Below are 14,206 nucleotides of genomic sequence, written 5' to 3' on the forward strand. Positions count from 1 at the left end.
TTAAGAAATTTCTTTAAAAGAAAAATGAGCACCACCAACAAACGGCGAGCCTAGGAAATTCAACAGTTTAAATGTATCTTTTTTCTAGTAATTTTAGTTTTTTCGTTTTTTCTGAAAAAGATAATGGAATGGTAAAATGAATGTAACTTACTTTGTATTAAGTTACATTCAAATCAAACAGAAAATCTAATACATCTATATGTAATTCTTGTTGTCTTTCAATTTCGTTTAGCTGCTCTTTTACCTTTTGGAGGGATTTTAGTAAGACATCAGCAGGTACTTTTCCATCCATGGATTCTAGGAGTTGATAAGCCATCCCCTGTACTTCAAAATTTCCCGTTAAAAACTGCTCGACGATTGAATCTAAATGCTCCGTGCAATCAAAAGGTTCCAAAGCGTATAACAAAGTCCCTCTACTTCCGAGTGTCTTCGGATCATTAATCAAGTCGATCAGGGGAGAAATCGCTTTTTCATTCCCAATATCCCGCAAAGCAATAGCTATTGCATTTCTTATCCCTGGATTTTGAGTTAGCGTAATGTGCTTTATCAGTATGGAGACTAACTCGTCATGTTGATCAAAGGAAATTTCAGTTATTAATCTTTCAACTTCTTCTACATCGTTTTTCTCAAGTGCATTTTCGAGCAGATTGATGTTCATCGTTCTCTCCTCACTCTCGTTCTAAAAGTGGCTTTAAGCCAATATGAATGTAACTTAATTCACAATAAGTCACATTCACTTTATTTAATTTATATCCCTCGATCTTTATCAAACCACTCTTCCCCATTCCACTCGGGGACCATTCCGCCTATAGCAGGGATCGATATTTCCGGATCAGTTGAATGAATAAAACTCAATAATGCTTTTCCTACAAGTAAAATTCTCCAGGAGTTTATCTGGATAATCTCTAACAGTTCAATGGCCAATTCAGGATGTTTCGCAAGGAAGGACTGATAATGAGTGAAAACCAACAGAATGCCCGTATTGTTTATTGGTAAATCAGATAGACAATCACTAAACGCATTTAGGTTTTCACCGTAGTAAGCTGGAAAATTCAACTTCCTCGCAACTTCTTTATGGAAAAGCTCTTCATCCCATGCTCTACAATCAAACCGAACTATCTCGAACCCCTCAGCTTCAATTTTTCTACTGTTTTTTTCTAAAATGTCGGTTCTGCTAAACAAGATTATACTGCCGTTTAGCATCAATTCTTTCCACTTCGCTGGTTTCGTATCTATCTTTTCCTCCTCCTATCTTTCTTATTTTAGTAGGTATTTTGGAAATACTTTCTCTATGATGCCACTTTTTAAATTTCTTAAAAATAAAGGTTGTGAATGTAACTTACTTACCAATAAGTTACATTCACATCTAAAAGAAAAAGATAAATTTTCAAAGTTGGCTTCAAAGAAATTTAGTTACTAAAATTTTTTTCAGTTTTTTTCTTAACGATTGTTCCATATTTCTAAAGCCACCGGGTAACATTTTTCAATTGATAAATACTCCTCAAACCACTTTATAAAAACTTGTCGGATTCCTAATGCCAGATCATCAACCGATTTCACTTGAGGCAAGAGCCTTACAATATCATCGATTTCAGGGTCATATTCGTCATCTGGACATCCCAAGTGCAATAAACCTATCGGATCCCATTCATCAATGATTTTTTTTACTAATACATACTCAACCATACTCAAACCTACCTTTCTTTATTCGAATGTAACTTAACTGCAAATAAGTTACATTCGAATCCAGTAATTCCTTGGTTATTTTTCGTCCAATTTAGCTGCCCATTCCTTAAACCATTCAGATGGCAATTCCAATTTGGAAAGGTCTGCCTTCATCAATTTTTCATGCGAAGGAAAACCGTGGCCATACAAATCCCACTGACACTCAATATCCTGAGCAACAGAAAAAGCTAGTTCATCCTGTTTGTCTAAATCTTCTTCTTCCCAAGCCATCGTTAAATTATCACACCACATGCAAAAATCAACGTGGGGGAGTTGGTTTTCTTTCTTGCAGACTACATCCAAAAGAGTCTTAAGATTTTCAAAGGAATATGGAAGATCAATACTAGTTTTATTCCAATTCCATTCCATACGGAACACCCCGCCATTTATTTATTCAAGATTCTTGCCCATAGACTACATGTATCTTTTTGGACGTTACTGTCTCAGGTTCGTTTTCTTCCTGCTTTGGGAGCGATCCTGGAACGTCTAACTCGGATTCATCCGGAATTGCGGCAAGTAATTGCTTCTGCTGGTCTTCCAATACATGGATTTTCCGATGCATCTTCATGTGTTTGTTTGAATTGAATGCCTTCCTGCTCAAGCAAAGCCGAATATTTCCGCAATATAGAGGGTTGGATATTTAATTTTGCACTTACTTCACTCGAAGTCATCATCAAACAATCACCACCTCTTTTTGTTTCATGTTATAAGAGTTCGATCACTCATACATGTTCTAGTTTCTCTCATCAATCAGTTTGCTGAAATTTTAAGGATAGTAGGATTGCTCTTCAATAATTAAATTGACAGCATCTTTCAACTTTATTAACTCGTAAGTATGTCCGACAAAATCTAAGTAAAAATCTGCAGAGTAATTAATAAATTTCAAGTCAAAGTTATGATATGCCCCTAAACTAACGGTAAGTAAAAAGTTTCCAGTACTATCTTCTAAGAGCTCGAAAGATTCATATTTGCTTTTTGTTTTTCCCTTTTCAATTTCTTTACTAATATCCTTTAGCACCTTTTGAGTGATTAGCAGCATGTCTTTATCAAATTCCATAAACATTGTCGTTATTTCTATAAAATTCTTATGAGTAATTTTAAAACGGTATTTTTGATTTTCTTCTTCCAGAACTAATTTCCATTCTTGGTCTTCAAGTAATTGAATCATAGAACTACTCCTTTTACTTTTAGATGTTTAATCTTCTAAAAGTGCATAGTTAAATTATGAACAGAAAAACAGAAAGAATCTATCTGTTAAAAAAAAGCAGAAAGGCTTACTAGTATTTTAGTATACATATCACAGGGTATCAGAAGCTAGAAACAGAAAACTTGAGAAAATGCTGACTTAATAGCATCTTCTCAAGTTTTCTGTTATGGACTGCCGGTAATTTCGGAATATGTAAACTTCTCTTTTATATTGCTAGGTCAAAATATTGACTGAACTCCTACGGTATAATTATTCGAGAGTATTACGCCAATTAAAACATTGAGGAAGGATGATCTTGTTGAAAGAAACATACGATTTCAAAGTTGCCTGGTGCAAGGTTTGTGATCAAGGCTGGGTTACTATCGTGAAAGATACAGTTACAAATCAATACCGTGTAAAATGTTTAGAGTGCTATAGCGAATGGGATCATCCGTTGCATGCACAATTAAATATAAATCTTAAAGAAGACGAGGATCCTTCATCAGAAGAGATTCAGAAAATGGGATGGGATGAGTATATCATCAGGGACTGATAGCGCTGAATTCTCTTTATTTTTCAATATGTTTTTATTAAGTATCCTTTCATACTGTATAAATAGCATGTCCTGCATAAATAACAATTTCAAACTCTACATCTTTCCTACCATTCGTAAAAGTATACTTTTATAGTTAACAGGGAGAGAAAAGGCTAATTACAGCATATCTTCTATCCCTTCCTATTCAAGCAGCTTCTGATAAGTTCTGATATGTAAACCTAGATCCTTTTGAAATTCGAGCTTTAAAATCTTATAAAATAGGAGTTTGAATGTAGCTTAGTTTAAAATAAGTTACATTCACGTCGATTGAAAATTACTTGGTTTTTCAAAAATAATGCTCAAATAAAAAAAAGGAAATTTAAGAGTGATAAAATTAAGAAAAATTTCTAACAAAGGAGCTTGTAAATGAAGAGAGAAAAGTGCCCCTGCTGTAAGTATCCAACCTTAAACGCGAGAGGGGATTATGAAGTTTGCCCACTTTGTGACTGGGAGGATGATAATCAAGATGACCCTCAAGCAGTAGAAATTTGGGGAGGGCCAAATGGAGATTACTCTTTAGAAGAGGCTAGACAAAATTTTAAAGCGCATTTAACCATGTACCGGAAAAACCCAAAAACCATGGACTCAGCAGTCGTAGAGAAAAAAAGAATGATGATAGAGGCATATAGATCCTTAGATGAAAATAACAAAGAGACTCAAACAACCAAGTGGGACAAGGTTGTTAAGTTAGAACAAAATTTGCGTTTGCAAAGATAGGATTGTTTTTAGTTCTATTCTTAATTCTGAATGTAACTTAATTGCTATTAAGTTACATTCATTGTTTGCCTAGAAAGGACGGTTGTTCTTCCACCAATCTGGATATGACGACCACCATTCTTCTGCTTCAGCCAGAGATTGCTTGATTTGCTGAGCAACTTCATCACTATTTCCAACAGTAAAAAGAAAGGTGTCATCTATTTCTTTCCCAATTCGAATTCGATTAAAAGGAGAACCCCCACCAATTTGATAAACTTTCACTTTATCGCGTGCTCGAAGTTCTCCGGTTATATCAGCCTTATATCCTTCTAGAGAGCATTTTGAAATTTCCACATATAAAACACCACCCCACTTACTGAATTGAAACATCAATAAATTAGCACGTTCTTCCGTTTTTTCGATAAAAGTGAGGAAATGATCCTTTAAATCCTTTTTCTCTTAATTCAGGAATGACTATATTTTTTAACGAAGCGATCATCGCATCTCTTTCCAAAGACAACAAAATGCACCTCCAATGCAATTTTAATAAGGGTTCAGATAAGCCTAAACGAAAGTAACTTACTTACCAATAAGTTACATTCAAAATACATAAATCTTTAGCTGTATATGTAAAGGTCAAACTGTATCTCAGCATCTACGGTACTAGCAAAATTAATAATGTCTTTTTCAAAATACATAGCAGGTTTCTCATTATTTTCTATTTCTATGACAATCATAAAAATATACGTTAATTCATATTCTTCTTTTAGCCGGATTAAGTTTTTCTCTTTTCCTTCAAGCGAACGCAAAAGTGGCTTAAGTTGATCATTGATGTCAGATGATTCTTGATATCCTGTACTCAATGTCCAGTCGGTTTCTATTCTTCTTCTGATTCCAGATGAAGTAGTAGTGCTGGTTTTTTTGATAATATCTCCTTTGACATATGTTTCAGTTGGTTGAATGGCGAGTTCTTCAGTTATTTTCTCAGGTTGGAAGTGGTCACCAATTATGCTGAAGTAAGCCATCACTTTTGTAACACCCAAACGGTCTCCCCGCTTGTACAAGCAGCAAAATAAACTAGCTCTTTTTATCTGTGAATGTAACTTAACTGCACTTAAGTTACATTCACAACCTTTTATTAATTCAAGTCAACATATAATCTTTTTTGCTCTTGCCTGAAAAGCTGATCATACTCTTTAAACTTTGAATCCAGCTTTAAATGTTCTGCAAAGAACTTTGCTTTGTAATACTTTTCCAAACAATCATGCTCCTTTTCAATTTCCCGAAATGCGTGCTCTATTTCTGTGTTTTTCCTTAACCAATCGATTCCATCGGTTAAGAATGACTGTTTCACATCCTCAATAACTTCCTCAACATTCGAACCATCCGGTTCAATCCACCAGAGATCTTTCCGTTTTTGCTCTGCGGGATTGGATAAGCTGTATATGTACTTCATCTGATCAAGCGCGGAATGCAATTCACTTTGCAAGTGACATTGATGCGATTTGGGAGAGAGTCTTCCATCTTCCTCAATTTTTATCCGGTCATTATTCACTGGAACAAAGTTGTAGTAAATACCTAACTCGACGAGTATAGACATAGGCGGCCATCCCGTTACATCTGAAAAATATTTTCCTGCCGCGGTGATATTTAACACCCATATCGAATGGTCAATCCACGCCAAATTAGTTCTTGTATTCACTTTAGTAAATCCATTCTCATTCAAGGCAGGCGACAGTATTTCTCTAATAACTTTATTTATTTCAGGAGAACCAATCATTGTGAAACCTCCAATTTAACTTTCTGAAAAGTACTCGAAACAGTTAAATAGTAATTGTATAAATTCATTGATTTGAAGTTCCGAATTTTTCCGAATCAAATATTTTAAAATTCTAACTCTTAATATACTATGTAAGGAATTAGATAACGAGTAAATTCGGTAAATATTACCGTTCTTAAAAGTACACTTTTACAAAAGAAAAGGAAGAGTAGATGCTAATCAAATCCCATCTTCTCTCCCGTTGTATTTAGACAGCTTCTGATAATCCCTCATATATTAACTATTTCTTTCTCTTTTCTGATTGGAATTCCCTTTCAAAACCATACAGGTACTCGTTGAATAGGCGACCAGGCTCCCTTTTTCATCGTAGATGTGGCATTCCAGCAATCCGATTGTGCCGCCCTTTTTGATTATTTTCCCTTCAGCCCGCAGTTTCGATTTAAAAACCGGTTTAAGGAAATTCAATTTAAATTCCACCGTTGTAAACAATTCGTCCTCAGCAAGCGTACTGACGAAGGAATATCCCATCGCTGCATCTGCTATATCACCCAAGATTCCGCCATGCAGCGTGCCCATCGGATTATGTAACCTTTCAGAAGCTTCCAGTTCGATGACCACTCTGCCTTCTTCTGCCTCTACCACCTCAAAGCCGAGCACTTGCGCAACCGGGGCACCGGGTAATTCACCCGTCATCATTTTCTGTAATCTTTCTAAGTGACTCATACTCCACAACTCCTTTTTCCAATTAAATTCTTCTGATTCTACGCATTAAGAAAAAGCTTTACATGTTCGGCAAACAGCCGCGGATATTGGAACAGGTGTCCATGCCCGGAATCCGGATAAATAATCAGCTGTGCATCCGGCAATTGCTGCGCCAGAATGTAACTGTTCTCCGTAGGAACCATAATATCGTCAATGCCGTTCGTCACCAGCACCGGGTGCTTAATCTGATGGATCCGGTCGTAGGATTGGTTATGCACCCGCTCACTCCACTGCGCCAACGCCTTTGCTTGCGCAATCAGTACCTGCGGTGAACTGTCCACTTTTTTCTGTTCCATAATCCGCTTCAGTGATGCGGTTCCAGCTGCGCGGCTGCTTTCGGTCGGATGATAAAAAAGGAACATGAAGTTTTCGAAGGATTTAGCAGCATTATCACTGCTCGCTGCCATGACTACATCGTTCCGCGTTTTAAGGCCGACGCCGGATTGCGGGGCGGTACCCGAAAGGATTAAACGGCGAACCAAATCCGGCTGTTGCAATGCTACTTCCTGGGCAACCATTCCGCCAATTGAAAAGCCCAGAATATCGACTTGCGGTAAGCCAAGTGCTTTGATGAAGGATGCTGCGTCTTTGGCCATTTCAGCGATAGTGGAAGGTGTTTCCCCACTGGATTCACCGACCCCTGTATTATCGAAAAGGATAATCGGTCGATCATTGGCCAGTGATTCAATAAGCTCAGGATCCCAGTTTTCCATGGTTCCGCGGAAGTGGATAAAAAATACCAGGGGAATTCCTGTTTCTTGACCAAACTTTCGATAGGCAAACCGGATACCTTCTGCTTCGACATAACTTGATTCAGTTGGAATTTTAACTATTGCCATTGTCTTCTCTCCTTTTGAACGTATCGTTCGAGTAGTTGTTACTTCATAGTTAAGATGATTTTTCCTTTAGCTCTTCCCGATTCCGCATATTCCATCGCCTTCTGAGCATCCTCAAAAGAAAAAACACAGTCAATTACCAATTTAATTTTTCCGGATTCGATAAAATCGGCAATAATGCGTAATTGTTCTCCACTTGATGTCATGAACAAATACGTATATCGGACATCATGCTTTTTTTCAAGCGCAGTAAGTTTTTTACTTACTGCGGAGAGCAGCATCGTTTTTATAAATCCTAATCCCCGTTCCTTGGCAAAGCGAGCATTTGGCAATCCTGCAACGGATACAATCTCTCCTCCGTTTTTTATCACACGAAATGATTTTTCCAGATTCTCGCCGCCGAGTGTATCAAATGCGGCATCATAATTTTTCAGGATGTTTTCAAATTTGTCTGCTTTGTAATTGATGATTTCGTCCGCACCGAGAGATTTGACTAAACCCGAACCGGCTTCACTCGCCGTGGTTGCCACGTAAGCACCCATTGATTTCGCCAGTTGAATCGCAAAGGTTCCAACACCTCCAGCCCCAGCATGAATCAATATTTGTTGGCCTTCTTGCAATTGAAGGATATCGTGCAAGGCTTGGAATGACGTCAAGCCAACCAGTGGGATCGAAGCCGCTTCCACGAAGCTCAAATTTCCAGGTTTTAACGCGATATCCTTTTCATGAATGGAGATATATTCAGCAAAGGTCCCAATTTTTTTCTCATGCGGCCGTCCATATATTTCATCGCCTACCCTAAAGCGGGTCACTTTTGCACCAACCTTTGCTACAACACCGGAAAAGTCATTCCCGAGGATAAGGGGCATTTTATAGTCAAGCAGCAATTTCACCTCCCCGTTGCGAATCTTTGAATCCAGAGGATTCACACTTGCTGCCCGTATTTCTGCAAGCACCTCGTATTCGCCCACTTCAGGTAACGGCATTTCCATCAAACGCAGTGGTACCTTACCATACTTCTCAATAACCATCGCTTTCATTTCTGCACCTCGATTTTCCTGCGATTCATTTTCAAATATCTTTTCAGGATCCTGTTAAACCAAAATAGAGTTGAACATGCCCAAAATTCAAGAACGTTCATTCTCAAATAATCAAAAAAAGAAAGCTTAATCCAAGACGGATAGTGTCGTATCGATAATGCTTTCTAATTTTTGTCGATCATCGGTCGTTTTCGTCAATACGCGTAATCCCACCAACGAATTATGGAGAAACACGGAGGTTTTTGTAGCATCCAGGGTTTCGGGTATTTCTCCCAACTCTTGGCCACTCACCAAGAGTTTATACAGCACATGTTCCGTCTTGGAAAAGCTGTCTACAACCTTTTCCGCCACTTCTTCGTCATGCAAGGATAATTCAACGGCAGAATTCACGGTCAAACAACCCTTTGGACCTTGTCCGCTGCGAAGTATCGTTATCTCAAACAAACGTCTGATAGATTGTTTAACTGAATCCAATGGTTTTATTTGCGAGTTCATGCTGTTTCCTACCATCTGTTCATAGCGTTCCAATGCTTTCAGGTATAGCGTGTGCTTGTCCCCAAACGTATCGTAGATGCTTCTGCGGTGGATGCCCATATGCTCAACCAGATCTTGCATGGAGGTCTTTTCATAGCCCTGTCTCCAAAAAAGTTCCATCGCTTTTTGCAACACTTCATGTTCATCATATTCCCTGTTTCTCGCCATGCAGTTTCTCCCTCTTCATTCATTCACAAGATTTGAGAACAATCATTCTTGTTTCTTTAAAATGATTCCTCACCTTCTTGCAACTTATACTATCATTTTGAGAACGATTAGTAAAGAATAAAAATTTCTGATGAAATGGTTCGTCACTTTGAAATTCAAATCACGAATATTTATTTCCCTTACTATCTTTATGATTAATACCAATTCAAAATAAAAAGAACTGTATGCTGTAAGGAGCATACAGTTCCGTCTGTTTTAAATCTCTTCAGAGGTTGACATTTTATTCGTTCTTGCTTGAACAAGTAAGTATAAACCTATAACAACAAGGATTAAAACAGCACAGATAAGATATAGTTTTAAAAAGCCTACACTCGAAACAAGGAGACCTAAAACCTTGCTACTTCTGCTAGACCAATTGACTCTGAATAGACTGAAATAAACGAAATAATACTAGCATATGCAAAGGAGGTCAAAGCAGCTATGAGCGAAATTGGTAATGCTTTAGTTTCTATTAAATCATTATATGAGGGAAAACGGTTGTAGAAACTTCACTGCCCCCTGTGAAACCGCAGGTAGCTACAGATCCATCATACTTCAATGTACTTAGGATGTACTGGAGGGTTTTTCCTCCAACAGGATCAATCGCTGCCGACCATTTTTCTTCACGCACTGGCTGATTGTCGCTGTCTGTAATGTCATCACGGTGAATGATTTGTTTAGCGCCTAATCTTTTCAAATATTCTTCCTGACCTGTTCCCTGTACTCGCCACCACTTCATAGCCTTTTTTAGCTAAGATGCAACACTGCCTACTCCTCCTGTTGCACCAGCTACCAGGACAGGTCCATCACCAGGTTCTAATCCGTTGGCTTCCAGTCTTTGAATGGCGATTGCAGCAGTTAAGCCAGCTGTCCCAAGAATCATGGCTTTCTTTAAAGATAACCCTTTTGGAAGCGGAACCACCCACTCTGCCGGAACCCGCGCAATTTCATTGAAGCCACCAAAATGGCCTGTCCCTAACTGGTAGCTCGTAACAATAACTTCATCATCTTGGATAAAGGAACGCTCAGGAACTGACTGCCATAAAAGCCATGCAAGAAGTTGGAGTTAAAAAGACTCGTTTTTATAAATTGGTAAAAGTGCTCGAAAAAGAGACAGCTAAACTATATAGAAGAAACTCAATATAGAACTAGAGAGAGTAAAAATATACTTCTCTAGTTCTATATTTTTTACACTAAACACACAGGCATTATCTAAAGCTCTGTCACTTTAGTTAGGTCCGCAAAATCGGGTAAAATCGGGTACATTTTTCTAACCGTATTTCATCAATTTTTTCTTGCTATAAAGCGTCTTCACTTGGTGTATGAGGACAAATCTCAACAGGCGAAAAGCAAATTGCTTCTTCGGAAAGATCTGAATAACATATTCTCTGTCGCGCACCTCCTGGTTCATGTGTTCCAAGGAGTTAGTGCTCGGGATATGGAGTTTCACCGGCTCATACATGTATTGAATGGTGTCATCAGATGCTTTATACAAGATAGCGAGTGCACTTATATAATTGATGGAGTCCTTTTTTATTTTTCCAATTATACAGAGTTAATTCATTTTATAGAAAATACATTCTAATACTACCTAAAGCATCAAAAATTCTTTCTACCCGTAAAAAAACGTCTCAGCTATCCATGTAACCCCTTTATTCCACTATCTTCTCAGCTCACTATCTACCTCGAATGCGGCAGCTGCTCTTTTACTTTTGGCATGTGACTCTTTTTCAGGAACTAGTGCCAAAGCGACCGCTGCAATCACCCCCGGTATGGCGAAGGCGATAAAATTCATTTGAATCGGCAAACTGATTGATAGCAGAAATCCACCAAGTATCGGGCCCAGCATACCGCCGATACGCCCGATGCCGGAAGCGGTTCCTAGTGCCGTCGAGCGGATATATGCAGGGTAGTATTGGGATACATAGGCTTGGACAATATTTTGTGCCCCGATTGTGGCTGCTCCAGCAATCGCCACCAAGATGTAAATGATGATGATATTGCCGCCGAAGCCGAGCAATGTCAGAACAATTGCACCTGAAGCGTACATCGGCACCAACATTTTCTTGGTTCCATATTTATCGCAGAGGCGTGCAATGATCAAGGTTCCTACGATGGCTCCTCCCTGCAGCGCAATGAGGAAGCCGAGGCTTGAATTCAAGCCGTAGCCTGCGTCCATCATTAGCTTAGGCAGCCAAGTATTCAACCCATAAACCATCAACAAGCAACTAAAGAAAGCAATCCAGAACATGACGGTGCTGAAGCCGCGCTTGTCTTTGAACAAACCTGCAAGCGGCACTTTCGAATCGGATTTTTCCAGTTCCAGAATTTCATCACTTTCACTGAATGTCGAACCTGGACTGACCTTCGATAAAATCGAGATCAATTCTTTTTTATTGCCGGTACGGATCAAGTGGCTTGCGGTCTCCGGCATATGCTTGTACATGAGCGGAAGCAACAGCAGCGGAAGTCCGGCAACCCAGAATATCGATTCCCAACCGAATTGAGGCATCAGATAGATGCCAAGCAATGGCGCCATGATGCCACCGACTGAATAACCACACAAGACAATCGATACTGTCATGCTTTTCATCGATTTCGGTGAATAATCTGTCAGCAATGCAATGATATTTGGCATGATGCCGCCAAGTCCCAATCCTGCCAAGAAGCGGAAAGTTGAGAACATGGTCGGTGTATTTGCAAAGCCGCATAATAAAGTAAATAAGCTGAATAGGATCACCGTCAGGACAATCACTTTTTTGCGCCCGATGCGATCCGCCAAAGTTCCGAAGAAGATGGCTCCGAACATCATGCCAAACAACCCATAGCTGCCCATCGCGCCTGCTTCTACCGATGTCAAATTCCATTCTTCAATCAACATCGGCACAACGGTTCCATAGACAACGAGATCGTAGCCGTCAAAAGCGATGATCAGAAAACTCCATAACAGTAAACTTAAATGAAATCGATTGAATTTGCTGTTGGCGATTAATTCATTCGTATTGATGACTGTCAAATGATTTCCCCCTTAAATTACAAATCTTCTGCAAGAATCCTATTTTCCGTACAATCTCGCTCTTTCCCTTGGTAAACCTGGCCATATTTCTCTTGGACAAACCAGATCACAACTGCCGCAATAACGCAGGGAATTGCAAATTTCATGAAGTTTGTCTGCAGCGAAAGATGCTATAGGAATTTGCGACAATCTGTGTTCCAGTAGTGGAGCCAGCGGCAAGTGCAATCAATAAGTAGAACAAAACCATGCTCGGTTTAAAACTCAATACCGTCAATGACACAAAGGCAATGAGGAAAAATATAACCAGGGTTTTTTTAGTGCCGAAGCAGTCGGCCAATTGTCCTCCAACAATTGCGCCAACTACTGCTCCGATATTCAAAGCTAATAGGAAAGTTAGGCTTGAACCCAGTGGGAACCCTGCATCCTGCATGATTTTTGGCAGCCATGTGCTTAAGCCGTACATGACGAATAGGCACATGAAGAAGCAGAGCCAGAATAATGTAAATGAAAGCGGTTAAATTTCAAAGAATCCGTAATTTTCGTTATATCCGTCGCACCTATATCTCTAAACCCCTATCCTGTTTTTCTACTCTCGCTGTATAAAGCCCTTTTAGAGAAAAGAAACGCTGTGCAGGCTTCCGAATAGACGAAAGCTTGCACAGGCGTTTTAGATTAGCGGAATGCTTGTGTGAATTCACCTGTCACTTTTTGATGGCCGTTATTTTCTTCGAGCACCTGGCCCTGTTCCAATTCGAATCGGTCCATAATCGGCAAGTCGTTTACGGAGAACAGATACGAATCCTCTTCAGCGAAATGTTCATGCCATGCCCAGTTTGGAACAACAAAGTAATCGCCTTTTTTCCAGTCAAAGCGGACCCCATTGATGACTGTGTAGCCCACACCTTTATAGGCATGGTAAATGACCGAATGCGTGTGGCGGTGTGCTTTAGTATGAAAGCCTTTCGGCAAATGCTGCATGCGTGAGCCCATCGTCGGGTTCGCTGACTTGCCAGTTGATGGATTGATGTATTCAACAGCGAATCCTTCATATGGATCTGCGTCAAAGTTCATTAAGCCTTTGATTGCTGCTTCGGTGCCGCTCCATCTGTAGTTTGCCAATGGCGCGATTGTATATTTGGCATCGCCTACCGGACGGACCATGCCGCCTGCGTAACGAAGTTCAGAGAAATTATCAGGAACATCCGGCTGCTGAAGACCACCTTCAAATGGTTCGAAGAACGTGCCGCCGATCGAATAGATCGTCGGGATATCCAAAGCGTCCATCCAGATCATCGGCTTGTCGCCAACATGGCCGTGGCCGTGCCACAGATTTTTCGGAGTCGTCAGGAAATCGCCCTCGTGCATATAAATGCGTTCGCCCTGAACGATCGTGTAGGCGCCTTCGCCTTCCGTTACAAAACGCAAAGCACTTTGTGTGTGGCGATGTGAAGGGGCTTCTTCTCCAGGAAGCAACAACTGAACTGCTGCGTATAGAGTTTGCGTTGTCGATGCCCAGCCCCAGGGCTGGCGATAGGTCAATCCAGGATTTTGGAAATAGATGGCACGGCGTTCTCCGCCGCGGTCCGGCGTAAAGATTTCAGCCGCTTCCATCAATTTCTTGTTCATTAACTCACCGCTCCACAAATACGCTTCTGCTTGTGGTTTCGGTGTTTTATTCATGATTGCTGGAATCGCTTCCCACAACGGGCCTAAATTATACTGTTGGATATCCGCTGTAAAATCTGAGACTATAGAGCTTTTCATAAACTCCTTTGTTTCCTGTGAAGCTTCTGCCATTTCAAACACATCCTCTTCTTCAGTTTTTGATG

18 protein-coding genes and 2 pseudogenes are annotated in these 14,206 nt (G+C 39.9%); 2 read left to right on the top strand and 18 right to left on the bottom strand.

Features of this window, described 5'->3' with window-relative positions; all coding sequences use genetic code 11:
* Positions 1-157: 157 nt before the first annotated feature.
* The 6 genes from AC4EHJ_RS04285 to AC4EHJ_RS04310 form a co-directional block, all read right to left on the bottom strand.
* Positions 158-658 (bottom strand): HEAT repeat domain-containing protein, encoded by a 501-nt coding sequence (locus AC4EHJ_RS04285; protein ID WP_490974351.1) that lies wholly within the window; start codon positions 656-658, stop codon positions 158-160.
* Between the two features lie 89 nt (positions 659-747).
* Entirely contained in the window at positions 748-1,203 is a 456-nt protein-coding gene (locus AC4EHJ_RS04290) for a barstar family protein (RefSeq protein WP_490974352.1), read from the bottom strand.
* Positions 1,204-1,440: 237 nt separating this feature from the next.
* Entirely contained in the window at positions 1,441-1,686 is a 246-nt protein-coding gene (locus tag AC4EHJ_RS04295; protein ID WP_490974353.1) for a DUF1871 family protein, read from the bottom strand.
* Between the two features lie 75 nt (positions 1,687-1,761).
* A complete protein-coding gene (locus AC4EHJ_RS04300) occupies positions 1,762-2,094 on the bottom strand; it encodes a hypothetical protein (RefSeq protein WP_490974354.1) in 333 nt (110 codons plus the stop codon).
* 128 nt (positions 2,095-2,222) lie between these two features.
* Entirely contained in the window at positions 2,223-2,402 is a 180-nt protein-coding gene (locus tag AC4EHJ_RS04305; RefSeq protein WP_490974355.1) for a hypothetical protein, read from the bottom strand.
* An 89-nt stretch (positions 2,403-2,491) separates the two neighbouring features.
* Positions 2,492-2,893: a hypothetical protein gene (locus AC4EHJ_RS04310; protein WP_490974356.1), complete on the bottom strand. Its 402-nt coding sequence runs from the start codon at positions 2,891-2,893 to the stop codon at positions 2,492-2,494.
* Positions 2,894-3,227: 334 nt separating this feature from the next.
* Here AC4EHJ_RS04310 and AC4EHJ_RS04315 point away from each other — a divergent pair, with 334 nt between their 5' ends.
* Entirely contained in the window at positions 3,228-3,464 is a 237-nt protein-coding gene (locus tag AC4EHJ_RS04315; RefSeq protein WP_490974357.1) for a hypothetical protein, read from the top strand.
* 408 nt (positions 3,465-3,872) lie between these two features.
* Positions 3,873-4,223 (top strand): CPCC family cysteine-rich protein, encoded by a 351-nt coding sequence (locus AC4EHJ_RS04320; RefSeq protein WP_490974358.1) that lies wholly within the window; start codon positions 3,873-3,875, stop codon positions 4,221-4,223.
* A 69-nt stretch (positions 4,224-4,292) separates the two neighbouring features.
* Here AC4EHJ_RS04320 and AC4EHJ_RS04325 read toward each other — a convergent pair whose 3' ends face one another.
* The 12 genes and pseudogenes from AC4EHJ_RS04325 to AC4EHJ_RS04380 all read right to left on the bottom strand — a co-directional run bounded on the left by AC4EHJ_RS04325 (position 4,293) and on the right by AC4EHJ_RS04380 (position 14,174).
* Complete coding sequence (locus tag AC4EHJ_RS04325; RefSeq protein ID WP_490975612.1) at positions 4,293-4,625, bottom strand: DUF4304 domain-containing protein; 333 nt, start codon at positions 4,623-4,625, stop codon at positions 4,293-4,295.
* A 194-nt stretch (positions 4,626-4,819) separates the two neighbouring features.
* Positions 4,820-5,227, bottom strand: coding sequence for a DUF4279 domain-containing protein (locus AC4EHJ_RS04330; RefSeq protein WP_490975613.1), 408 nt, complete (start codon positions 5,225-5,227; stop codon positions 4,820-4,822).
* A gap of 113 nt (positions 5,228-5,340) precedes the next feature.
* Complete coding sequence (locus AC4EHJ_RS04335; protein WP_490974359.1) at positions 5,341-5,982, bottom strand: DUF4304 domain-containing protein; 642 nt, start codon at positions 5,980-5,982, stop codon at positions 5,341-5,343.
* A gap of 276 nt (positions 5,983-6,258) precedes the next feature.
* The gene (locus AC4EHJ_RS04340) at positions 6,259-6,705 is read right to left on the bottom strand and encodes a PaaI family thioesterase (RefSeq protein WP_490974360.1); all 447 of its coding nucleotides are present in this window, start codon (positions 6,703-6,705) and stop codon (positions 6,259-6,261) included.
* Between the two features lie 38 nt (positions 6,706-6,743).
* Positions 6,744-7,583 (bottom strand): alpha/beta fold hydrolase, encoded by an 840-nt coding sequence (locus AC4EHJ_RS04345; RefSeq protein WP_490974361.1) that lies wholly within the window; start codon positions 7,581-7,583, stop codon positions 6,744-6,746.
* Positions 7,584-7,621: 38 nt separating this feature from the next.
* Positions 7,622-8,620, bottom strand: a complete 999-nt coding sequence (locus AC4EHJ_RS04350; protein WP_490974362.1) for an NADP-dependent oxidoreductase — start codon at positions 8,618-8,620, stop codon at positions 7,622-7,624.
* Positions 8,621-8,746: 126 nt separating this feature from the next.
* A complete protein-coding gene (locus AC4EHJ_RS04355) occupies positions 8,747-9,322 on the bottom strand; it encodes a TetR/AcrR family transcriptional regulator (protein ID WP_490974363.1) in 576 nt (191 codons plus the stop codon).
* A 520-nt stretch (positions 9,323-9,842) separates the two neighbouring features.
* Positions 9,843-10,379, bottom strand: a pseudogene (locus tag AC4EHJ_RS04360) (zinc-binding dehydrogenase); the annotation flags it as partial.
* Positions 10,380-10,631: 252 nt separating this feature from the next.
* Positions 10,632-10,877: pseudogene (locus AC4EHJ_RS04365) on the bottom strand (transposase); the annotation flags it as partial.
* Positions 10,878-11,021: 144 nt separating this feature from the next.
* Positions 11,022-12,377: an MFS transporter gene (locus AC4EHJ_RS04370; RefSeq protein WP_490974364.1), complete on the bottom strand. Its 1,356-nt coding sequence runs from the start codon at positions 12,375-12,377 to the stop codon at positions 11,022-11,024.
* Positions 12,378-12,519: 142 nt separating this feature from the next.
* On the bottom strand, positions 12,520-12,840 hold the full coding sequence (locus tag AC4EHJ_RS04375) for a hypothetical protein (protein ID WP_490974365.1): 321 nt from the start codon (positions 12,838-12,840) through the stop codon (positions 12,520-12,522).
* A gap of 209 nt (positions 12,841-13,049) precedes the next feature.
* On the bottom strand, positions 13,050-14,174 hold the full coding sequence (locus AC4EHJ_RS04380; RefSeq protein ID WP_490974366.1) for a cupin domain-containing protein: 1,125 nt from the start codon (positions 14,172-14,174) through the stop codon (positions 13,050-13,052).
* Between the last annotated feature and the right edge of the window lie 32 nt (positions 14,175-14,206).

The organism is Planococcus sp. TJ-301, assembly GCF_058268475.1.